The sequence below is a fragment of the Christiangramia fulva genome (assembly GCF_003024155.1).
Lineage (GTDB): Bacteria > Bacteroidota > Bacteroidia > Flavobacteriales > Flavobacteriaceae > Christiangramia > Christiangramia fulva.
The window spans coordinates 2,105,863-2,128,464 of record NZ_CP028136.1 but is presented as its reverse complement, the minus strand read 5'-3'; the positions used below and the strand labels follow the sequence as shown (position 1 = coordinate 2,128,464).

General features: G+C 40.3%; 15 protein-coding genes. 2 read left to right on the top strand and 13 right to left on the bottom strand.

Going from position 1 to position 22,602, the window contains the following annotated elements; translation table 11 throughout:
- Positions 1-20: 20 nt before the first annotated feature.
- From bglX to C7S20_RS09655, 9 genes are all read right to left on the bottom strand, one after another.
- Entirely contained in the window at positions 21-2,291 is a 2,271-nt protein-coding gene (bglX, locus tag C7S20_RS09695) for a beta-glucosidase BglX (protein WP_107014175.1), read from the bottom strand.
- Positions 2,292-2,313: 22 nt separating this feature from the next.
- Positions 2,314-4,080: a discoidin domain-containing protein gene (locus C7S20_RS09690; protein ID WP_107014174.1), complete on the bottom strand. Its 1,767-nt coding sequence runs from the start codon at positions 4,078-4,080 to the stop codon at positions 2,314-2,316.
- Positions 4,070-4,897: a carboxylesterase family protein gene (locus C7S20_RS09685; RefSeq protein ID WP_107012294.1), complete on the bottom strand. Its 828-nt coding sequence runs from the start codon at positions 4,895-4,897 to the stop codon at positions 4,070-4,072. The genes C7S20_RS09690 and C7S20_RS09685 overlap by 11 nt, the downstream gene beginning before the upstream one ends.
- A complete protein-coding gene (locus C7S20_RS09680; RefSeq protein WP_107012293.1) occupies positions 4,887-6,284 on the bottom strand; it encodes a glucoamylase family protein in 1,398 nt (465 codons plus the stop codon). The genes C7S20_RS09685 and C7S20_RS09680 overlap by 11 nt, the downstream gene beginning before the upstream one ends.
- Before the next feature lie 15 nt (positions 6,285-6,299).
- The gene (locus C7S20_RS09675) at positions 6,300-7,667 is read right to left on the bottom strand and encodes a glucoamylase family protein (protein WP_107012292.1); all 1,368 of its coding nucleotides are present in this window, start codon (positions 7,665-7,667) and stop codon (positions 6,300-6,302) included.
- A 150-nt stretch (positions 7,668-7,817) separates the two neighbouring features.
- Positions 7,818-9,527 (bottom strand): LamG-like jellyroll fold domain-containing protein, encoded by a 1,710-nt coding sequence (locus C7S20_RS09670; RefSeq protein ID WP_107012291.1) that lies wholly within the window; start codon positions 9,525-9,527, stop codon positions 7,818-7,820.
- Between the two features lie 6 nt (positions 9,528-9,533).
- Complete coding sequence (locus C7S20_RS09665) at positions 9,534-11,111, bottom strand: RagB/SusD family nutrient uptake outer membrane protein (protein ID WP_107012290.1); 1,578 nt, start codon at positions 11,109-11,111, stop codon at positions 9,534-9,536.
- Positions 11,112-11,122: 11 nt separating this feature from the next.
- On the bottom strand, positions 11,123-14,134 hold the full coding sequence (locus C7S20_RS09660) for a SusC/RagA family TonB-linked outer membrane protein (RefSeq protein WP_107012289.1): 3,012 nt from the start codon (positions 14,132-14,134) through the stop codon (positions 11,123-11,125).
- Positions 14,135-14,359: 225 nt separating this feature from the next.
- Positions 14,360-17,098, bottom strand: coding sequence for a helix-turn-helix and ligand-binding sensor domain-containing protein (locus C7S20_RS09655; RefSeq protein WP_107012288.1), 2,739 nt, complete (start codon positions 17,096-17,098; stop codon positions 14,360-14,362).
- Positions 17,099-17,514: 416 nt separating this feature from the next.
- Here C7S20_RS09655 and C7S20_RS09650 point away from each other — a divergent pair, with 416 nt between their 5' ends.
- Both C7S20_RS09650 and C7S20_RS09645 read left to right on the top strand, forming a co-directional pair.
- Positions 17,515-17,754: a hypothetical protein gene (locus tag C7S20_RS09650; protein ID WP_107012287.1), complete on the top strand. Its 240-nt coding sequence runs from the start codon at positions 17,515-17,517 to the stop codon at positions 17,752-17,754.
- 71 nt (positions 17,755-17,825) lie between these two features.
- A complete protein-coding gene (locus C7S20_RS09645) occupies positions 17,826-18,068 on the top strand; it encodes a hypothetical protein (protein WP_107014173.1) in 243 nt (80 codons plus the stop codon).
- 21 nt (positions 18,069-18,089) lie between these two features.
- On the opposite strand, the gene C7S20_RS09640 is transcribed toward C7S20_RS09645, so the two are convergent.
- The 4 genes from C7S20_RS09640 to aroA all read right to left on the bottom strand — a co-directional run bounded on the left by C7S20_RS09640 (position 18,090) and on the right by aroA (position 22,594).
- Entirely contained in the window at positions 18,090-19,067 is a 978-nt protein-coding gene (locus C7S20_RS09640; protein ID WP_107012286.1) for a polyprenyl synthetase family protein, read from the bottom strand.
- Positions 19,068-19,123: 56 nt separating this feature from the next.
- On the bottom strand, positions 19,124-20,167 hold the full coding sequence (rlmN, locus tag C7S20_RS09635) for a dual-specificity RNA methyltransferase RlmN (protein WP_193510805.1): 1,044 nt from the start codon (positions 20,165-20,167) through the stop codon (positions 19,124-19,126).
- Positions 20,168-20,236: 69 nt separating this feature from the next.
- Complete coding sequence (gene queA / locus C7S20_RS09630) at positions 20,237-21,286, bottom strand: tRNA preQ1(34) S-adenosylmethionine ribosyltransferase-isomerase QueA (RefSeq protein WP_107014172.1); 1,050 nt, start codon at positions 21,284-21,286, stop codon at positions 20,237-20,239.
- An 81-nt stretch (positions 21,287-21,367) separates the two neighbouring features.
- Complete coding sequence (aroA, locus tag C7S20_RS09625; RefSeq protein ID WP_107012284.1) at positions 21,368-22,594, bottom strand: 3-phosphoshikimate 1-carboxyvinyltransferase; 1,227 nt, start codon at positions 22,592-22,594, stop codon at positions 21,368-21,370.
- Positions 22,595-22,602 lie beyond the last annotated feature (8 nt).

Here is a 22,602-nt window from a genome sequence, read left to right as displayed (position 1 = left end):
ACAAACTAAAACTAAATGGATTATTTTTCATAGACAAAACTTCCATCGAAATCGGCAGCCGAGGAACCTGCCACTGAAAATTCAAATTCTCCTGGTTCTGCCACGTATTCCAAATCGGAATTATAAAATTTAAGGTCTTCAGGAGTTATAGTGAAAGTCACTGTTTTAGATTCTCCCTTTTTCAAAAATATCTTTTTAAATGCCTTCAGTTCCTTGACCGGCGGGGTGATACTTCTTACCACATCGTGAAGGTAGAGTTGCACCACTTCCTCGCCGTCGTAATTCCCCGTATTGGTAATTTTCGCGGAAATTTCCAGGGAGCCATCGGCATTTAATGTATCGGCACTCGCTTTTACATCTTCAAAGTTGAAATCGGTGTAACTAAGGCCGTAACCGAATGGCAGCAAAGGTGAGTTAGGCGAATCTATATAATTAGAGCGAAATTTCTGAAATTCATCGGAAGCTGCCGGTCTCCCGGTAGATTTATGGCGATAATAAACAGGGATCTGCCCCACGCTTCTCGGCCAACTTGCGGTAAGTTTTCCGGAAGGATTATAGTCCCCAAAAACAACATCGGCCACGGCATTTCCGGCCTCCACACCGGGGAACCAGATTTGCAGAATGCTCACGGGGAGTTTCATTTCTTCGGAAATATCAAGGGGACGGCCGCTCATAAGAAGCAAAACCACCGGTTTTCCAGTATCGACAAGTGACCTGATCAGCTTTTTCTGACTATCGGGAATGGTGATATCGGTTCGACTGGCCGATTCCCCGGTCATTTCAGAAGCCTCTCCCACAACCGCTAAAATCACATCAGAATCTTTGGCCTTATCTAAAGCTTCCTTTAGAAGAACCTTAGGAGAATTATCGCTAATCGAAACCTTTTCACCAAAAACATTCACATTTTTTGCCAGCGTCGTATCGTTGGTAATATTTGCTCCTTTAGCATAGGTGATCTTAGCATTCGGCGCAGCCTTTTTAAGGCCCTCGAGAATGGGGATCGCAAATGATGAATCACCCGTTGGAGCCCAGGTCCCCAGCATATTGCTCTTATCATTGGCCAGTGGCCCAATTACAGCAATTTTTGCATTTTTTTTCAGGGGAAGCACATTATTGTGCTTTTTCAGAAGAACAAACGAATGAGTTGCCATTTTTCGGGCAAAATCACGATGTTCCTCTGTAAGAATATCTTTATCAGGCCTTCCTTTATCCAGGTATTTATAAGGATCTTCAAAAAGACCAAGTTTATACTTTGCTTTCAGAATCCTTCTGGCTGCCTGGGTAATTGTTTCTTCGGAAACTTTTCCTTCTTTAACCGATTTCTTCAGAGTGGTAAGAAAACCTTCACCCACCATATCCATATCCAGGCCGGCATTGATCGCTCTGGCAGAAACCGCCTGCAGGTCTCCAATACCGTGCTCGACCATTTCGTTCACTGAAGTATAATCAGAAACCACAAATCCGTCGAACCCCCAGCGATCACGAAGAACATCGGTTAATAACCATTTATTCGCAGAGGCGGGAACGCCTTCTACATCGTTAAAAGAGCTCATCACCGAGGCCACACCAGCGTCAACGGCTGCCTTGTAGGGAGGCAGGTATTCGTTGAACATCTTGATACGGCTCATGTCAACCGTATTGTAATCGCGGCCGGCCTCGGGAGCTCCATAAAGGGCGAAATGTTTTACTGTGGCGATCATTGTTTCAGGATCGGTAAGATCTTCTCCCTGATATCCGTGCACCATGGCTTTGGCGATCTGAGATCCGAGATACGGATCTGCGCCGGCACCTTCGGCGATACGTCCCCAGCGAGGATCACGGGCGATATCGACCATAGGGGAAAAATTCCAGTTTATTCCATCGGCGGTGGCTTCCTGCGCAGCAATTTCAGCCGCGTGTTTGATCATTTCCATATCCCAGCTCGAAGCAGATGCCAGGGGAATAGGAAAAGTAGTTTTGTAACCGTGAATGACATCAGATCCTATCAAAAGCGGAATTCCCAGCCGTGTATCGTTTACAGCAAATTCCTGCGCCACCCTGATCTTCGCCGGACCAGCAACCCCGAAAAGCCCTCCAACTTCTCCTGCTTTGATCTTCTCTTCAACATTTTTGCTTACCACCTCACCGGTCGCGACTCCACCTCCGGGAGTTAAAAGGTTCAACTGTCCTATTTTTTCATCCAGGGTCATTTTAGACAGGAGTTCTTCTACCTTGGGAATACGCTCCTGGGCCTGTAATATTGATATTCCCAGGAGGAAAATCATCGATATTGATACATAAACTTTTCTCATCGCCATTTTATTTTTGGTTTTGCTATTCAGATTTTATGATTTCAGATCTTTCGGAAATGCCATTATTATTAAAAGCCTCTATCTGGAAATAATAAGCATCGGTGCGGTCCATGCCGGTAAAGAAATAATCGTTTTTACCGTACACCATGATGCTTCCGTAAAGTTTGTCTTTAGATTTTCCGAAATAGATCATATAGCCATCGGCATTGTCGTTCATTTTCCATTTTAACCAGGAACTTCGGCGTTCGCCATATTTTTCAGGACTCGCCCTCAAAACAACAAAGTCTTCAACAGGATTGGGGGCCTTGCCGCTTCCCCTTCCGAAGACCCGAAAACCGCTCAGAGCAAACTTCCCGGTGGGCATTTTGATATTTTCAATTTTAAGAAAACGAGTCTTTACAGGATCCTTCAGTTCGATATAGTCATGCGGCACATCGGTTTTATTCTTGCTCTTATCAACCAGTACTTTCCAGTTCTTACCATCTTCAGAAGAATAAATCTTATACTGGTGATAGACACCCATTGATTTTCCAAGGAATTCCGCGTCCTGATCGGCATAATTCACCTGAATGGCCTGCACGGTGGAAAGCTCGCCCAAATCGGTTTGGAACCACTCCCCTTTTTTTCCGGTTTCGGCTGACCAATAGGTTTTGAGATCTTCATTCACCGCGTTGTTGGCATGGTAACCACCCAAAGTAGAGGAAACCTTCACCGGCTTATTATAGTTTAACAGCATCCAGCCGGTAAACATTCCTTTTAAATGGCTGGCATTTTCCTGCGGAAGATAGGTTGGATAATCGCCATAGGCCGTATTGCAGTAGAGCACGTCGTCTTCATCAAAGCCCGCGGGCCAGATTCCGATGCGTCGTTCGAAATTGTTCTTATTTCCCAGTACCACAGTGGAAACATGCCACCATTTGCCAAAATTATCGCGATAAGTTGCTCCATGGCCTGCGCCTCTCGCAAAGCCTCCCGGTTTATAGGAAAAAGGATTGTGCTTTTGATATTTAAAACCACTTAGAGGTTTATCGCTTACATACACACCATCGGCATAGCCGCTAAATTCGGTGCCAGGCGCACTGTATTGAAGGTAATACTTATCATTATGCTTGGTCATCCAGGCTCCTTCGATGAAGGGCTGCAAAAATGTATTGTCGTTATATTCGCCAAAACGTTCCCAGCCGTGATCTTCAGGATGTAAATTCACCAAAGGTTTCACATAACCTTCAGATTGTAAGGTTTGGGGATTGATCTCGGTGCCGAGAATGGGATATTCATTGCTTGAACCCCAGTAAAGAAAGAGTTTTTCCTTTTCTTCATCGTATAAAAAGGCAGGATCCCAGGCACCAACTTTCAGGGAGTCAACCGCGATTTCCCAGTCATCTTCGGTAGGATTATCGCTTTTCCAGATAGGAAAGGTTTTTCCGTGGGTAGAACCAATCAGGTAAAGTTCATCTTTCATCACAAAAGCAGCAGGCGCACAAAGTTCATCATAAACGTCGTGGTAGGGCAGCAAAAATTTCCGCGGAATAAAATTCCAATGATACATATCGTCACTCCACCAGTAGCCCCACTGATTCGTAGAAAACAGGAAATATTTATTATGATAATTTACAATAACAGGATCGGCAGTTGCCCGATGTCGCCCCTGGGTTGAAAAATTCGGAATTGGAGTATAGCCGTAATCTATATTTACAGGGTTGCAATAAGTTTTTTGCTGACCAAAAGATAAGTTACCCCACAGGATAAAAAGAAAAAGGCAGAAATATGGAATTCTTTTACTTCTCATTTTCAAATTTTTCTTCATTTAAGCTATAAGAAAACAACCAGTCTAAAAGATCACATTGAGCAAAAGCCCTGTCCCAGCTGTTGTGATTGGCTCCTTTGTACAATCGTAAACTCGCGTTTCCTTCATTTTCATTGATGGCTGCGGTCATTTGCTTAGAATAATTAGGAGAAACCACATTATCCTGTAAGCCATGGAAGATGCCAATGGGGAGATTTTTTCGATATTTTTCAGCGGTTTCGGTATCGGCGGCACCGCAAATAGCAATAGCGGCGGCGAAGGTTTCTGGTTTTCGGGCCAGTAATTCAAAGGTTCCCATCCCGCCCATGGAGAGACCGCCAAGGTAAATCCTGTCTTTATCGATAAAGCTTTTTTCAGCAACCGAATCCATCAGCTTCATCACCATGCTCATTGCCTTTGTAGGTCCCTCCTCAAAATGAAAGTCAAATTTTAAAGGAAATTCACTTCTGTCTACCTCGACATTCGCCAAGTAATCATCTTTTGGGCATTGGGGGAAAATCACAATTGCAGGATATTTCTGCCGGTTCTCCTCTTTCAGAAAAAGTTCTGAGCCATGAACTAATTGAGCTTTATTATCATCTCCCCTTTCTCCCGCACCGTGTAAAAATAAGACCAGGGGGTAATTTTTATCTTCCGAAAAATTTTCAGGATAAAGAATTCTGTAGTTCAGCGTATCTTTTCCCCGGATAAATTTTTTGGCCTTAAACTCATCTGTTTTTTCCTGCGCAATAGATGATAACGGAGCCATTAAAAAAACTCCAACCATCATAACCAGTAGAATCTTTAACCTACTTTTCATATTCAAAACCTAATTTTTTAAGTCCTTTTTGAACTTCAGGAGCTCCCATAAAGAGATCCCAGATCAACCCGGTTTTGTAATTTTCAATCATCACTATTTGAGGACCCTGGTCGATCGCCAGGTACCAGGGAGCAACCCATTTTTCGCCATTTTCAAGGCTATAGGCATCATAAAATCCGGCAGGCCCCCAAAGAAGATCATGAAGATCGGTATAGAAATACCGGATGGCGCGCATCGATTTTTCGGGGGTATACGGAATGGAACTTACGGCAGCGGTAGGTGAAACCACACCCCGATCATCATCTGGCGAATGTGCGGCATAACCTATGCTACCATCTTTATTTTTTGTGTAGCTGGCCGTTAAGCCCCAGGATTCATCAGAATAGGTATCAAAATTCTTCGGATTCTCTTGAGTATATTTATAGTTGATATTAGCATGATTCACATTCAGGTCCCAGTAATTGGCATATTTATCAGAAAGTCCATGGGGATTAAGTCCCATATATGAATAATGTGACCAGAAAAGAGGACCGCCTTTATTACCTTGGGTATTGTGTTTCAGAATTAGCGGAATACCATAAGCGGTCGTATCGGTGGTAATGTTACCGCCTCTTGCCCAGCCTTGATGATATACTTCAGGATCAATGGCATGATTTGGGGAAGATGCCGCCAGCACATAGGTAATAAGACCCTCATTATAGCCTTCCAATTTAAAATTCTTCTCGAATTTATAATCGGGAGACCAGTGCCAGAAAATACCGTTTTTACCATTGGTGTACCAATCCCATTCGATTCCCTGCCAAAGTTCATCATATCTTTTTGCCAGGTTTTGTTCTTTTTCATTGCCATTTTTAAAATACTCCCTTACGACTAAAAGGCCTTCGGCAAGAAAGGAAGTTTCAACAATATCCCCGCCATTATCCTTAGAGTTTTCTGAACCAAATGACCGCGTCTTCGCTGTCTCTCCGTTGATCCAGTGAGGCCATGCTCCATGGTACCTTGGCGTTTTTTCGAGAAAATCGGCTATCTTATTGAACCTTGCAATTGCTGAGTCCCTGTCTATAAAACCACGATCAACGCCCGCTATGATTCCCATAAGTCCAAAGCCGGTTCCACCCGTGGTAACAATATTTGAGTCGTTATTAGGATAATTTCCATCGGGATGAAATCGTTCCCTGGCCATCCCGCTGTTAGGTTCAGCATAATCCCAGAAATATTTAAGGGTTTGCTTTTGAACCGTGTCCAGCAAAGCCTCATCAGAGATTTGTATAGAATCATTTACTTCACTATTATCAGCTTTGGAATTATCAGCATCTTTTTTCCCGTCTTTGCAGGAAGACATGAGCAAACTTAAAATAGCAAGAGAAAAAATTGATTTTTTGAGCATTCGTAGATTTTTTGGTTAGTAAGTGAACCCCAGTTTATCCAATCCATTTTGCACATCTTCATCAGCCATAAACAGGTTCCATAATAATTGAGTTCGGTAATTTTCGATCATTGCGATTATGGGACCCTGATCTATTCCCAAATATCCATCAGAAACCCAATTATGTTCTTCAGAAAAAGCATCATAAAAACCATAATCACCCCATAATTTATTTCCAAGATCTTCATAAAAATGGCGCAATGCGGCCATTGATTTTTCCGGAGTGTACGGAAAAGAAGACAACGCAGCAGTTGGAGTGATCACTCCAAGATCATTTGTAGGGCTATGAGCCGCGTAGCCTTCATAACTATCGGAAGCGGTAAGCCCCCAGGAGTCTTGTCCGTAACCTTCATAATTTTTAGGATTCTCCACACAATAATTATAATTAATGAGAGTGTGAGAAGTGTTTTGATCCCAGTAATTGGCGTACTGATCCTGCAAATTACGCGGATCAAGACCTATAAAGGAATAATGACTAAAAAATAATGGGCCGCCATAAGGAGGGCCTAGAGGCAGGTTGATTCCATAATAACTTCTGCTGGTGACAATATTTCCATTTGAAGCCCAGCCTTGTTCATAAACCTCTTTAGAGATGGGATGAGTGGGTGATGAAGCGGCGAGAACATACACCATCAAAGCTTCATTCCAGCCTTTAATTTCCATGTGTATTTGGAAATCATAAACCGGGGACCAGTGCCAATAAAGCACATTATCGCCATTAGTGTACCAGTCCCATTCCACATTTTCCCATAAGGCGGTAATTCGGTTCCTTATACTGGTTTCGTTTTCGCCGGAACCGTCAAAAAACTGACGGTTGATCAAAAGACCTTCCATTAAAAATGCTGTTTCCACAAGATCTCCCCCATCGTCATAGGTGCTAAAAGGACGGGTTTGAGCAGTATTTCCTAAATACCAGTGCGAAAAAGCCCCGTGATAGGTAGGCACGGTTTCAAGAAAATCCAATATTTTTTGCATTCTGGTAATCGCCTCGTCGCGGGTAATCCATCCTCTCTGAACCGCTGCGGGAAAGGAAGCAATACCAAATCCGCTGCCGCCGGTGGTCACCAATTGAGGTGATTGCCCTCCATAGGCATCATTTTGAGATCTTTCACGAGCCATGCCGCTATTAGTTTCGGCAAAATCCCAGAAGTAACTGAAGGTTGTTTCCTGTACTAAATCCAGCAGTTCATCATCGGTGAGGGAGGGAGTTTCATTGCCACCTCCTTCTTCGGGAGGATTGGGATTATAAGGTTCCTGGTAACCCGGTCCTTTATCGTTCGAGCACGAGATACCAGAGATAATGATCAACATTAATATTAAAATCCCTTTTATTCTATTATTCATGTACATGTTTTTAGTCACTATCCAGGGTCAAAAAGAAGGATCTTTTAAAATTTTTGAAAAAGAATTCCACCTACATCCTTTTTGACAGGTTGGAGGAACACGGTTTTAAGGAAGCTGTTCCGGCAGGAATTCCTGCCGGAACAGCTTGAATTATTCAGACATTGCGGCCTGGATCTCTTCCTGAGAAAGCACTTTGTTATAGAATTTCAGATTATCCATAAAGCTGGTATCAGAGAGATGGTTCCAGCCGGTAAACCTGGGAGCCCCCGACATTACCGATACAAGATCTGTACCAGTCCAATCAATTGGAGCAGTGAGTGTTCCAGTATTTACCGCTTCCCCATTGAGGTAGATCACAGTTTCGGTTTCGGAAATTGTAAATGCTACAAATACCCAACTATCAGCAGTTACATCAATAACACCTCCATCGTTCCAGCTTTCTCCACTTCCGGTACCCACATTTAGTTTTATTCGCTGTTCTGTGGCATTACCTTCCCTGAATAAACGGAAACCGCTCGTGCGTATATTCTGTGCATTAGGATGTTCAGTATCTTCGGGGCCTATTACAATTATTCCTGCCCTGTCAGGATCTGAATGTACTTTATACCAGAAAGTTCCCGAGAATTCTGTAGAGAGTAATCCTTCTGAAGGAAGGGTAAGATAAGAATTGAGAGCACCTGCATAGGCATTAGACCCAATTTTACCTTCACCGGTAAAGCCCGGATCTCCCACCACAGTTACCTCTCTATTGTATGCCACATCTTTATAATCACCATCAAAAGGCATATGAAGTGTAACTGCAGAAGCACTAATTAAATTCTGGATTTCTTCCTTGGTTAGCGCATGGTCAAAAAACCTTAATTCATCTATTGGACTACTATCGTATTTATGATCCCAATAACTAAAGGTTTCTCCGCCTGAACCAATGGTTAACTGTTCCACCCCTGTCCAGTCTATCGGAGCAGTTAGGGTTCCAGTATTCATAAGTTCACCGTTAAAATAAATTTTAGATTCAGTTGGGGAAACCGTAACAGTTACATAAACCCAATCGCTATTACTTACATCCAGAACACCACCATCATTCCAGCTTTCTCCGGTACCTGTACCAACATTAAGTTTAAGCCTTTGTTCATCGGCACTTCCTTCACGGAATAAACGGAAACCCTGAGTACGGTTTTGATCGGCACCAGCTACAAGAATACCAGCACGATCAGGATCACCTTTTACGTTATACCAGAAACCGGCCGTAAATTCTTCGCCCAGGAAGTTCTCAGCCAATGGATAGGTAAGGTAAGAATCGGGAGCTCCTTTATAAGCTGCAGTTCCAAGGTAAGCATCGTTGGTGAAACCGGGGTCACCTACCTCGTTAGCAGTCTTTAAGGTCACAAGATCTGTATAATCCCCATCAAAAGGCATATAAAAAATCTCACCTGAGAATTTAGGAGAATAAGGTGGTTCCTTGCTGAAGTTGACCGTTTTAGTGGTGGTATTCCCAGCCATATCTGTCGCCTTTACCGTAACCGTATGATCGCCGTTGGCAAGGTTATCATATGGAACCGAAGCTTTGACAATTCGGTAATCGGTAAATTCATTGAGGGTTTCAATGGTATTTCCATCTACCATCACTTCAATATTATCGATTTCAATATCATCGGTAACCTCGAATTTTATGTTTATTGAGGTAGTTTCTTCAATCACTTTTATGGTAGTTCCCTCGAGAGGGTATTTAATTTCTACCTCCGGACTACCCGCGTCGGCACCTGCATCAACCTTTGTAATAGGATCGATATTATCGTACTCACAGGATGCTAAAACAAAAATTAAAAGTAATCCCAGGATCTTATATTTAGAATTTTTCATAGTTTCTTAGTTTAAATCTCTTAACACATCGTTCATTTGAGCATTCTCGACAGCCGTAGCCTCTAAAGGAAGGGCATCTATCTGAGCCTGTGGATATGGCAGGTATTCATCGGCCTGGGAAAAGGTTCTTCCCCCATAACTCAACTCATCGTAGTTGTTCAACCTTATCATATCATAGAAACGGATTCCCCATTCCATTGCCAGTTCTGCAAATTTTTCATCCATTACCTGATCGTGGGTTACACCGCTAAGGTCTGACAAACCTGCTCTTTCCCTTACAAGGTTCACCGCCTGATCTGCAGTCATTCCGTTACCACTGGCTCCCTGGGTAAGGGCTTCAGCATACATCAATAAAATTTCCCCGTATCTGATTATAATGTAATTCTTACCCGCACCGTAATTATTACGTCCCTCAGTAAGCTGAATAGATGGCAAATATTGCTTTCCACTCACATACATTTCCCTGGCGAAATTGTTCAGTTCATCACCAGATCTGGTTACGCTGCTGACAAAGGCCGGAAGATCGGTGTAACCATCTTCTTGCAAGGCTTCAATTCCCCTGGGAGTAAAAAGAACACTGGTTTCAAGGCGAACAGTTTCATTGCGATCCAGCATAAATTCAATATATTTTGTGCTTGGTTCAAAAAATCCCCATCCTCCTTCAGCATTTTCACGAGCAGGATCCCATCCCTGCGGACCAAATGGAGCATATAAATGATAAAAGGCATCTCCAGTTGAATTACCATAATCTGAATACTGTAATTCCAAAAGGCTTTCATTGCTTAATTCACCAGGCTTTTTGAATAACTGATAAAAATTTGGGAATAATTCAAATAAGCCTGAATTGATTATAGCACCCGTAGCATCAGCTACTGCCTGATAATTTTCGAGTTCCTGATTGGCAAGGGCTTTTATGGCGTAAGCGGTATATTTGGTCACTCCACCCGGAATATCTGTTCTCTGGTTGGGACGCATATCAGGCAAATTAGGAATCGCCTCGTCCATCTGATCAGAAATCCACTGCATCACTTCCTCTTTTGATGCCGGACCTCCTTCAACTTCATCCAAAGGCTGGTTGGAAGTAATAATAAATACATCTTTCCAGGTTCTGGCAAGATTCAAATGAAACCATGCTCTCAGCACCTTTATTTCAGCAATATACTGTTCGGCTCTCTGTACATCATTTCCTGTCGCAAACTCTTCAAATTTCTGAATTTGCTGAATGGCCGTATTCATATTGATGATATCATTATACTGCAAATTCCAAAGGGAATTGTACATCCAGTAGTCTTTCGTATAATTGTAGCGATCAGTATCAGCAAAAGGCTGTTGGTCTCCCAAACCTCCTGCATTTACATCATCTCCACGAACAGAAAGAAGAAGAGGTTCCTCCCAGCCCCGTGTATAAAATTCATAATAGGCACCAATTAAAGGCTCTACCATGTCAGAAGTGTTGGTATAGTCAAGATCACCTGTGTTTAACTGACCTTCCTGCGTATTAAGTTTATCACTACAGGAAACTGTTGTAGCGATACAAATAAGTATAAATACGCTGAAATATATTTTTGATTGTAATTTTTTCATATCGCGTTTTTTTAAATTTTTACGTTTACTCCAACAGTATAGGTCGCTGGAATTGGATAGGTTTCTCTTTCTACACCATTAGGAACTTCAGCAGTAAAACCATTATAATTAAAGAAAGTAAACGGTTTTTCTGCGGTTATGTAAAGCCTAATATTTGGTAATTTTTCAGAGCTCACCGTATAACCTAACTGAATATTCTGAATTCGGAAAAAATCTCCGTCCTCTACCCAGAAATTACTTAATTTTTGGTTCCAGGCTTTTCTTAATCCTGCTGAAGAAGGGTAGGAATTACTGGTACCTTCCCCATGCCAGCGATTAATGGCCAGATCAGCATCCATATTGGTGTCCTGGGTAAAAATAACTTCTCCTCTTTTACGGTTAAGTATTTTATTTCCCCCCTGCCCATAAAAGCTCAAAGAGAAATCAAAAGCCTTATAATTCATGCTGATGTTTCCTCCATAGGTATATTTTGGCAGGAAAGATCCTAATACTACCCTGTCGGCAGCATCAATTACTCCATCGCCATTTTGATCTTTATAAATAAGATCTCCGGGTTGAAGATTATTGGCTACAGCGATTGGATCTGCATTGATCTCAGCCTGGTTTTGGTAAACCCCTATACGCTCATAACCATAAAAGGCAAATAAAGGCTGGCCCTCAATTGTTCTCTGGCGAAATTCTGCGGTACCGGCATCTATATAACCGCTTTCGTTTTGAATTTCGGTAGCTTCGTTATGGAGGGTAGTAAAATTAGCCCCTATGCTATAGTTAAAGTCATCTGAAATGTTTTGGTTCCACCCCAGGTTCAATTCCAGACCCTGATTTCGGATCGTTCCTGAATTTTGGTCAATACTTCTGTTTACAATAGGGATAAACACCGGCATAATAGCATTGTGGGTATCCCTGATGTAATAATCGGCATCAAGAGAAAAACGATTTTCAAATGCTTCCATATTAATACCAAAGTTTTTCTCTTCGATGACTTCCCAGGTGTTATTAGAGAAAACAGTTGAAGAAACTGTACCGGTATTAGGAGAATCTCCAAGCGGTACAGATATAACCGATGTGGTATTAGAACCTGCACTGGCAGCAACATTATCGTTACCAAGTTTACCCCAATTCGCTTTAAGTTTCAAAAAGTTGATGAAATCTACGTTATTCATAAAATTTTCATCTGAAAGTACCCAGCCTAAACCTACAGAAGGGAAATACCCCCAGGGATCCCGGGTAAACTTTGAAGAACCATCGGCCCTCATAGTGGCATAGAGTAGATATTTGTCCTTGTAATTGTATTCAAGTCTTCCAAAATAGGAAAAACCATAATATCTTCTTCCTATCTCGCTCACATTATTACTAAAAGATTCCGGATCAGCAAAATCCAGGAACCAGCTGGATTCCAGTTGAATTCCCTTGATATCCTGGCCTGTGGCCGAAAATTCATTTTTTGCTTCATCCCGGAAAGAGGTACCTCCCATGAGTTTAAGACTATGATCACCAAAATGGTCATTATAAGTAAGGGTATTGTCCCAGTATTGTTTCGAAAAGGTAGTATTTACTCTTTTTATGCTTGAGCGGCGTTCCACGTTATTACCCAAAGTAAAAGGAAGACGGACCTCGCGAGTTTCCAATGCCTGAAAGTTATGACTATAGGAAGATTTAAAATCCAGTTTGTCTGGAATTATATCAATATCTACATACATGTTCGCCATAATTTTCCTGATTTTAAGGCGGTTGTTATTGTAAGTCATATCAGGAAAAGGGTTTTGTGTACTCCTGTATCCCAATAACTGAGCATTTGAATATCTTATAGGTGATGCCTCAGTATTGAGAGGATCTATTACCGGCATGGTAGGCACGGCATAATAGGCCTTGAAAAAAGCAGATGTTTCTGGATTATATTTGGTCGCATTACTGAAAATAGTATTTACCCCCGCTTTCACACGATCTGAAACATCCACATCAACTTTAGACCGAATATTAAAACGTTCATATTCATTTTTCATATCAAGTATACCTTCCTGGTTCAGGTAATTCGTACCGACAGAATAAGAAACTTTATCTCCACCGCCTGAAACACCCAGGCTGTGACTTTGAATAAGGCCGTCTCTGAGAATTTCTTTATACCAGTCGGTATTTACCGCAGGAACATTAGGGTTGATATGACTTCTCCCAAAGCGTTGCATCGCGTTCAAAATATATTGAACATCAGGATCTGATCCAGATTCATAGGCCATGGTTGTAAACTGTTCGGCATTGGCCATTTTTACAATATTCTGTGCATGCTGGAACCCGGTATATCCGTCATACTCGAAGGTAGGCTTTTGATTGAGGTGACCTGATTTAGTTTCAATAATGACTACGCCATTCGCAGCTCTTACCCCGTAAATAGCAGAAGACGACGCATCTTTAAGAATATTTATAGTCTTAATATCTTTAGTATTCAGGAAGTCAATATTATTATATAAAGTCCCGTCTACCACATAAAGAACATTCGTGGCATCTCCATTTCCATAAGTTCCAAGACCCCTAATTCGTACCGTTGGCGAATCTCCCGGCGAACCATTACTAACAATTTGGACACCGCTTACTTTTCCCTGGAGTGATTGCATCACATTAGCGGTTGGTGTTTTTTCGATCTGCTCTGCTTCCACAGTAGCAATAGATCCTGTTAGGTCTCTCTTTCTCTGGGTACCATACCCAACAACCACCACTTCATCTAACTGGCTGGTATCTTCCTGGAGTTCCACCAGGTATTTGTTGTTAGCGGTGATATCAAATTGCCTTGTTTTAAAACCAAGGAAACTCACTTCAAATTGATCACCTACTTCAACATTTTCAAGCGTAAATTTTCCGTCAAAATCAGTGACATCAAAAATATCTTTTCCAAGGACCTTTACCTGAGCTCCTGGTAGAGGCATTCCATTTGCATCGGTAACGGTACCTGTGATTGTTTGTTGCTGCGCAAATCCTAAACTGGTAAAAGCAAGGAAGAGCATGCAGCTAAAGAATAGTTTTACTTTCATACTCGTGGGTGTTTTAGCTTAATAGTTATTGAAATATACGCCTGATGTTAAACTTTACGCAAACGTTATAGTACACATCTACTACATCAAATTTTATTCAAACTTAATTATCTAATAAACAGTGTTTTAACTAGATAATGAAGTATGTTTTTCACAAAATTTAAACATATTGAAGTAGTAATGTAGTAGTAAAAAAGACTCGATTTAATTGCTGAAATTTTTTCCTTAGAAATTTTTTATCAGGAATTTGGTAAGATTCACATCACTAGAAAGCTTCATCTTCTTTCGTAAACGGTAACGATGCACCTCCACACCTCTAACCGAAATACCCATTAGAGGAGCTATTTCTTTTGAACTGAGATTCATTTTTAAATAAGAACATAGTTTTAGATCCTTACTCGTAAGCTTAGGATATTCCTTTAGAACGTCTTTAAAGAAATCTTCATGTACTTCATTGAAATTCGTTTCAAACACCTTCCATTCATCCTTATTTTTCACGGCTTTATTAATCTTATTCATTATATGTTTTAGCCGGAACTGATTTGAAAATTTATTTTTATCCTTACTTAATTCCGTCTGGATTTCCATAAGCACCTCATTTTTTTTAGCGGCCATCATGGTTGTATTGGCAAGTTCCTTTCTTTTAATATCTATTTCATGCATCAGCCTCTCTTTCTCAAGCTGATTTAGCCGATCCTGATGTTCTTTTTCAAATTTTGTTTCTAACTGCAATTGGTGCTTTTTCAATTTTTGTTGATTGAACCAGTACATGATTGCTATAAGGGTAATTACAAGCAATATGTAGACAAACTTCATCAATGATGACAGATACCAGGGCGGCTGAATGTGGAAATTGAATGCTGTTGTATTAGCTTTTATACCCGGAGAAAGCATGGAACTTAATTCTAATTTATAGTCACCATGGTTGAGATTACGAAGATTAATATATCCTTTTCTTGCGTCCCCCTCCAGGGAATCATCCCCACTGAGTTCATAATGGAGGAAAGAACTTTCAGAATCTGGCATTCCAACCCGAATGGCGAGGTTTTTAGAATCTGGATAAGAAATGGAAGGTTTTTCCTTTAAACTATAAGATCTATAGCCATCAGAAAAATTAATCACAAATGGGGTGCTAATCCATTCTCTTTCTTTTCTATGTTTGAGTTTATTAATATTAAGCCTGGCAAATCCATCATTTAAAGCAATTAGAAAGACAGAGTCATTCTCCCGAATGAACTTTTCATTAGATTTAACCAGCCTGTCGCCAAATTTATCAGAGGGAAGAAGGATATTACTGTTTTTGAGGTCGGTGTACATTACACTTTCATCCCTTTCATCCACAAAGAAATATTCTCCTTTGCCGGCGTATACCAGCCGGCAATTATTGTATTTTGAAAATTCTTTAAATGCTTCAAATTTTCCCTTAAAAGGATTGTATTTATACCATTTGGTGTTTAAGTAAACGATTATCTGATCATTGACTTTATAAAGTTGGGGACTAAAATTCGCCTTGCCATCTAAACCTGGCAGCTTCTCAATTTTTGAAAAAGTAGTATCATTTTTACGAAACAGATGGTAAATTCCTTCATAAGGGTGAGCTGCCCAAATACTGCCATCACTATCGAAAACAGCTTTTTTCACAGGAAAATTCACCTCTTTAAGATCTTCAAGTTTTTCATTTATAGGATCATAAAAGCTCAAACCTGTATAGTGACAGAGCAAATATTTGCCTTTATTTTCCTGATCTTCTTTAAAACAGTAACTTCCGGTATGCGTATCAATGGGTTCAAAAGTATTCTCTACTATTTTAAAGGTACCCGCATTATGATTCGCATAAAGATCCCCATTTATTAATTCAAGATTCCAGGTATGACTCTGTGAATTCTCGATCTGCTCAGGAACCATATCTTTAAACCTGTAAGTCCCTGTATTGGAGGCGATAAAATAATTATTCTTGTAAGAGGCAATGTCATAAACAGCGCCAATTTCGCCCGATTTATCGGTATAAAAACTGAACGGAGAATGAAGATCTATTGCGTCAATTCCTTTATCTAAAGCAAGCCACAGTTTATGATGGGCATAATGCATCCCCAGAACCGTATTATTTTGCAATCCGGAGGTACGATTATATAAATTCACCTTTCCATCTTTGTAATGAATGATCCCGTTTTTAAGGGTTCCAAGAATAATTTCATTGGGAGAAAGAATTAATAAATGATTAAGTTCAAATTCCGATAGCAGCTTATGGATAAGAGGATCAGGGAAGGATCTTAACTTATCACCGGAATAGATGTACAAATTATCTGTGGTGCCTATATAAAGGGAATCTTTATATTTTTTTAAATCAACTATCTTTTTTCCCTGCAAAGCTTTAAAATCTGCCATAGTTTCAGCTTTCGTTCCATCCTCATTAAAAAAACTTATTCCTTGAGAACCTTCTGCTGCAACAAGATGACCTTTAAAAGTTTCCAGCGCGGTACAGTTAATACTGGTGAATTTCTTTATTTGGTTATTAGCATATTTATAGATAGCTCCGAAGGATCTGAAATAAATATCATCTTTAAAGGATATGATCTGCCAGAATTCATCGCTTCTTAAATTAAGATCTTTCATTAGCGGACTTAAAGACCTATAAACCAATTGTCCTTTATCATTCCTGCTCCAATAGCCAAATTCATTATAAGATCCTGTATAAATTCTATTATTGAAAGGATATACGGCGCGAATAATTGACTGGGTATCTAAAGACAATAGCTCCCAGCTTAAACCGTCATAAACCAGTAATCCCTGATTATTCGCAGAATAAATTACTCCTTTGTCATCAATAGCAATTTCCCAATTCTGACTTCCACCTCCGTAGGTATTGGGAGAATAACTTTGTATAGGTGGCACAAGTTGCTGAGAATAGGCCGAAGCTACACTTAAAACAATGGCAAACAATGTTTTACAGACTTTACTAAACATTTATGAAATGACTTTGTGAAATTAATGAGCAGGTAAAAAGATACAATATTTTTAAATTTTGAAGTACTTTTTATAAAATTAATTGAGGTGCTTTACCTTTAAACCAACTACAATTTTGAATGTCTGAAACTGTTTTTTCCGGGAGCAGTATATTTGCAAGGATTTCAGTACATCAGCTTCGGGTAGTTAAGAAAGAAACTTAGGACGAAAATCCGGAGAAGAGACACAGGAAACCTACGAGATTCCTTTTATGAGTTTTTTAATAAAATTTAAGGTTCCTCGTTAATTTTTTAAGGAAATTTTTACCTCCTGGGGAAATAGCTCAAAACTTTAAGAATATTTAAAGTAAATACTCCGCTTTAACATAAATAAAATTTGCTTAAATTTGTTGCTTCAACTAATTAAACATTTTAACAATGAAAAAATTATTCTTACTATTTGCTGTTGCAACAATGACCCTTTCAATCTATTCCTGTAGAGAAACGACTCAGGAAAACGCGGAAGACGCAGTAGAAAATACTGGTGATGCGATTGAATCTGCTGGAGAAAATGCAGAAAACGCCGCAGAAAACGCTGGTGATGAAATGGAACAAGAAGCAGAAGGCACTGATGACATGAATGCCGATGACGATATGAATACTGATGATGATATGTAGTCTTTAAATATTCCAAATCCTTAAAGCCATTCTTGCGAATGGCTTTTTTTATAAGAAAGAAAAAAATGAAAATGCTGAAAAAATTTACATGCCTGTTCTTATTGACCCTTTTTACCATTGGTGCCTTTTCCTGCCGGGAAACTACACAGGAGAAAACCGAAGAAGCTGCCAAGGCCATTGAAAAAGATATTAAGGACGGTGCTGAAAAAGCAGGAGAAAAAATTGAAAAAGGAGCCGAAAAGCTTAATAAGGAGATCAATGAGGAAATTAATGATACCGATGATGGCCTGGAAGAGATCGATGATGCTTCTTAGCCTTTCAATCCTGTCTAAAAATTATTTCTCTCTCTCGATCACGTAGTTCACCATAAGCTCCAGGCTGTCTTTATAAGGTGAATCTGGATAATCCTTCAGGATGAGGAGTGCCTCATTTTGAAATTCCTTCATACGCTTTACCGCATAGTCCAGGCCTCCATTTTTCTTTACAAAAGAAATCACTTCATTTACCCGCTTACGATCTTTATTGTGGTTTTTAACAGAATTTATCAGCCAGTCCTTTTCCTTTTTTGAAACATTGTTCAAAGTATATATAAGAGGAAGCGTCATTTTCTGTTCCTTAATATCGATTCCGGTAGGTTTGCCAATTTTTTCAGCGCCATAATCGAAAAGGTCATCTTTTATTTGAAAAGCCATTCCAATCAGCTCACCAAATCTTCTCATTTTACCAATTTCATTGCTTTCAGGCTTAACTGAAGCTGCCCCGAGACTACAGCAGGCGGCGATCAAAGTAGCCGTTTTTTGCCGAATAATATCATAATAAACCGCTTCGGTAATATCAAGTCTCCTTGCTTTTTCAATTTGAAGCAGCTCCCCTTCGCTCATTTCTTTAACGGCAACCGAAATAATTTTCAGAAGGTCAAAATCATTATTGTCAATAGAAAGTAAAAGTCCTTTTGATAATAAGTAATCTCCAACCAGGACGGCAATTTTGTTCTTCCAGAGAGCATTAATACTAAAGAATCCCCTGCGCCGGTTGGAATCGTCCACTACATCATCATGAACTAAAGTCGCGGTATGTATTAACTCAATAACCGAAGCTCCGCGGTAGGTGCGTTCGTTTACAGTTCCTTCAGAAACCATTTTTGCAACGAGGAATACAAACATGGGGCGCATTTGTTTGCCCTTGCGGTTTACGATAAAATGAGTTATTCTATTTAATAGAGCCACTTTTGAAGACATGGACTCGAAGAACTTTTTTTCAAAAAGTTCCATCTCCTTTTCAACCGGTAGTTTTATCTGGGAAATTACCTTCATAAAGGCGGTAAAGATAAGTATTTTCCTTAAGTCGAAAACACAAAATTAATAGGGTCTTAAGAAGATTTATTAGCCAGTTGTCCACAGGCGGCATCGATATCTTTTCCCCTGGAACGTCTAACCGTGACGGTAATACCATTTTTCTCAAGCATCTCCTGGTACATATCTGTAGCACTGCCTGCTGCCTGCCGGAAATCTCCGTCGTCAATTGGATTGTACTCAATGAGATTGACTTTACAGGGAACATATTTGCAAAACTGCACGAGTGCCCGTGCATCTTCCGGAGTATCATTAATATCTTTCCACACGATATATTCGTAGGTAATGCGGCGTTTGGTTTTGGAATACCAGTATTCAAGGGATTCACGAAGATCTTTAAGCGGAAAAGTCTCATTAAAAGGCATAATTGCAGTTCTCACCTCATCCCTGGCAGAATGTAATGAAACCGCCAGTTTTATCTTCGCCTCGTCATCTGCCAGTTTTTTGATCATTTTAGGAACCCCTGAAGTAGAAACGGTAATTCGCTTTGGAGACATTCCAAGGCCTTCGGGAGAGGTTATTTTTTCTATAGCCTTCATCACGTTGTTGTAATTCATCAGTGGTTCTCCCATTCCCATAAAAACAATATTAGACAAGGGCCTGTCATAATAAAGCCTGCTTTCATTATCGATTGCGACCACCTGATCGTAAATTTCATCAGGATTTAAATTACGCATTCGTTTCAATCTCGCAGTTGCACAAAACTGGCAATCAAGGCTGCATCCCACCTGGGAAGAAACACAGGCAGTGGTCCTGGTTTTAGTTGGAATCAAAACCGACTCTACCGTTAGGGAATCGTGAAGTTTTACCGCATTTTTAATGGTCCCGTCACTGCTCCTTTGCATACGGTCGACCCGAATGTGGTTAATGACGAAATTCTCCTTCAGCATTTCACGGGTATCTTTTGAAATGTTGGTCATGTCATCAAAACTATGCACGCCTTTATTCCATAACCACTCGTAAACCTGAGATCCACGAAAAGATTTATCTCCCTGGGAAATAAAAAATTCCTGAAGTTGCTCTTTAGTTAATGCCCGTATGTCTTTCTTTGATTCTTTCACTTCACAAAAATACAAACCTCACAGGTTTCGAGAACCTGTGAGGTTGATTTTTAAATTATTATAAATTCATTATAATATCAGCATCGCATCGCCGTAAGTATAAAAACGATATTTTTCTTTTACCGCTTCTGCATACGCTTTCTTTACGAAATCATGTCCTGCAAAGGCAGATACCATCATTAACAAAGTTGATTTTGGCGTGTGAAAATTGGTAACCATACAATTAGCGATATTGAAATCGTATGGAGGGAAAATAAATTTGTTGGTCCAGCCGGCAAATTCGTTAAGAGTTTGATTTGAAGATACCGAACTTTCCAATACACGCATCACTGTAGTTCCCACTGCGCATACCTTACGTCTTTCACTCTTCGCTTTATTGATTATATCGGTAGCATCTTTAGTGATAAAAGCTTCCTCACTGTCCATTTTATGCTTTGAAAGGTCCTCAACCTCTACTGGGCTAAAAGTTCCTAAACCTACGTGAAGGGTAACCTCGGCAAAATCCACGCCCTTTATCTCAAGTCTTTTAAGCAAATGTTTTGAGAAATGCAGGCCGGCGGTTGGTGCGGCTACAGCGCCTTCGTTTTTAGCATAGATCGTCTGGTAACGTTCCTCATCCTCAGGTTCTACATCCCTTTTAATGTATTTTGGAAGCGGAGTCTGTCCCAGTTCCTTTAATTTTCTTCGGAAATCGCTATACGACCCATCGTACAAAAATCTCAAGGTTCTTCCTCTGGAAGTAGTATTATCGATTACCTCAGCGACAAGACTCTCGTCTTCGCCGAAATAAAGTTTATTTCCAATCCTGATCTTTCTGGCAGGATCTACAAGTACATCCCATAATTTGGTCTCCGGATTCAACTCCCGCAATAAAAAAACTTCGATCCTGGCACCTGTTTTTTCCTTGTTTCCAAACAATCTTGCAGGAAAAACCTTGGTGTTGTTCAGAACCATCACGTCTTCAGGCTCAAAATAATCGATTAAGTCTTTAAATTTTTTGTGTTCAATTGTCTGCTCTTTTCTATTTAGAACCATTAGCCGTGCTTCATCCCTGTTTTCAGTAGGATACTCGGCCAAAAGTTCTTTAGGCAGCTCAAAATTGAAGTTTGAAAGTTTCATTCCCATAGTTCCGGTTTTAAAAGCTGCAAATATACAATCCCGGAAGGGGGGTTGTCAAGTAAATGACGATTTATTTAAGAATTATTCAATTTCTGAACTTTCAATTCCCAGTTTACTGAAATCTTTCCAAAAATCTGGATAAGATTTGGAAACAACACCGGCATCTTCAATTTCCAAAGGAACACGAAGGGCTAGTGGTGCAAATGCCATAGCCATTCGGTGATCATTATAAGTAGCAATGCGCACATTTTCATTAAGCTTTCCTACTGGAAATAATCTTAAACTATCGCTTGTAATGGCTACTTTAGCCCCAAATTTTTCGATCTCTGTTTTTAAGGCCTGAAGCCTATCGGTTTCTTTAATTTTAAGGGTATGTAAACCGGTTAAATTGCATTCCATATTTAAAGCAAGACAGGTAACCGCAATGGTTTGGGCGATATCGGGCGAATTGGCAAGATCTTCGCTGAGCCTTTTGGCTCTTTTTTTATGTCCTTTTTTTAAAACAATACTGTTCTTTTCAAAAGTGGTTTCCACTCCAAAATTTCGGTAGATAGAAGAAAGACAGCAGTCTCCCTGCCTGCTTGTTTCACGGTAATTGGAAAGCCTGATCTCAGCTCTGTCAGAAATTGCTGCCAGGCTGTAAAAATAGGATGCCGAACTCCAGTCAGACTCTACAGCAATTGATTTAGATGTCAATTCTTTTACTGGCTCTATTTTTACACAATTCCCTTCCAGCTTTCCTTCTATGCCTGCATGTTTCATAATTTCCAGCGTCATAAGAATATAGGGAGTAGAAGTAATTTTCCCATGAAGTATTATTTCAAGCCCATTAGGCAAGGAAGGTGCAATAAGCATCAAGGCAGACACGTACTGGCTGCTAACATTTGCCTGAAGCTTTACACTTTTGGCGCCAAGTTTTTTGCCATTGATCTTAAGTGGTGGAAAACCATCATCCTTCATATATTCAATATCAGCGCCCATCTCACGTAAGGCTTCAACAAGTAAACGGATAGGTCGCTCTTTCATTCTTTTACTTCCCGTAAGCACGACCTCATTGTTTTCCCGGCTGGCGAAATAGGCGGTTAGAAAACGCATGGCAGTACCGGCATGATGGATATCAATAGTCCCTGAATGCTTCTCCAGGGCCATCTGCATCACTTTTGAATCATCGCTGTTGGAAAGGTTTTCGATTTCAATTTCAGGAAAAAGCGCCTGCAGGATAAGTAATCTATTGGATTCACTTTTTGAGCCTGTAATTTTTAGATCACCTTCAAGCTCTTTTCGGGTGTGGGATAAGGAAATAGTCATTGCAAAGT

Bases quoted from the DNA above. Each gene is read 5' to 3' on its own strand.
- bglX (WP_107014175.1), bottom strand. From the start codon at position 2,291: ATGAGAAAAGTTTATGTATCAATATCGATGATTTTCCTCCTGGGAATA.
- C7S20_RS09690 (WP_107014174.1), bottom strand. From the start codon at position 4,080: ATGAGAAGTAAAAGAATTCCATATTTCTGCCTTTTTCTTTTTATCCTG.
- C7S20_RS09685 (WP_107012294.1), bottom strand. From the start codon at position 4,897: ATGAAAAGTAGGTTAAAGATTCTACTGGTTATGATGGTTGGAGTTTTT.
- C7S20_RS09680 (WP_107012293.1), bottom strand. From the start codon at position 6,284: ATGCTCAAAAAATCAATTTTTTCTCTTGCTATTTTAAGTTTGCTCATG.
- C7S20_RS09675 (WP_107012292.1), bottom strand. From the start codon at position 7,667: ATGAATAATAGAATAAAAGGGATTTTAATATTAATGTTGATCATTATC.
- C7S20_RS09670 (WP_107012291.1), bottom strand. From the start codon at position 9,527: ATGAAAAATTCTAAATATAAGATCCTGGGATTACTTTTAATTTTTGTT.
- C7S20_RS09665 (WP_107012290.1), bottom strand. From the start codon at position 11,111: ATGAAAAAATTACAATCAAAAATATATTTCAGCGTATTTATACTTATT.
- C7S20_RS09660 (WP_107012289.1), bottom strand. From the start codon at position 14,134: ATGAAAGTAAAACTATTCTTTAGCTGCATGCTCTTCCTTGCTTTTACC.
- C7S20_RS09655 (WP_107012288.1), bottom strand. From the start codon at position 17,098: ATGTTTAGTAAAGTCTGTAAAACATTGTTTGCCATTGTTTTAAGTGTA.
- C7S20_RS09650 (WP_107012287.1), top strand. From the start codon at position 17,515: ATGAAAAAATTATTCTTACTATTTGCTGTTGCAACAATGACCCTTTCA.
- C7S20_RS09645 (WP_107014173.1), top strand. From the start codon at position 17,826: ATGCTGAAAAAATTTACATGCCTGTTCTTATTGACCCTTTTTACCATT.
- C7S20_RS09640 (WP_107012286.1), bottom strand. From the start codon at position 19,067: ATGAAGGTAATTTCCCAGATAAAACTACCGGTTGAAAAGGAGATGGAA.
- queA (WP_107014172.1), bottom strand. From the start codon at position 21,286: ATGAAACTTTCAAACTTCAATTTTGAGCTGCCTAAAGAACTTTTGGCC.
- aroA (WP_107012284.1), bottom strand. From the start codon at position 22,594: ATGACTATTTCCTTATCCCACACCCGAAAAGAGCTTGAAGGTGATCTA.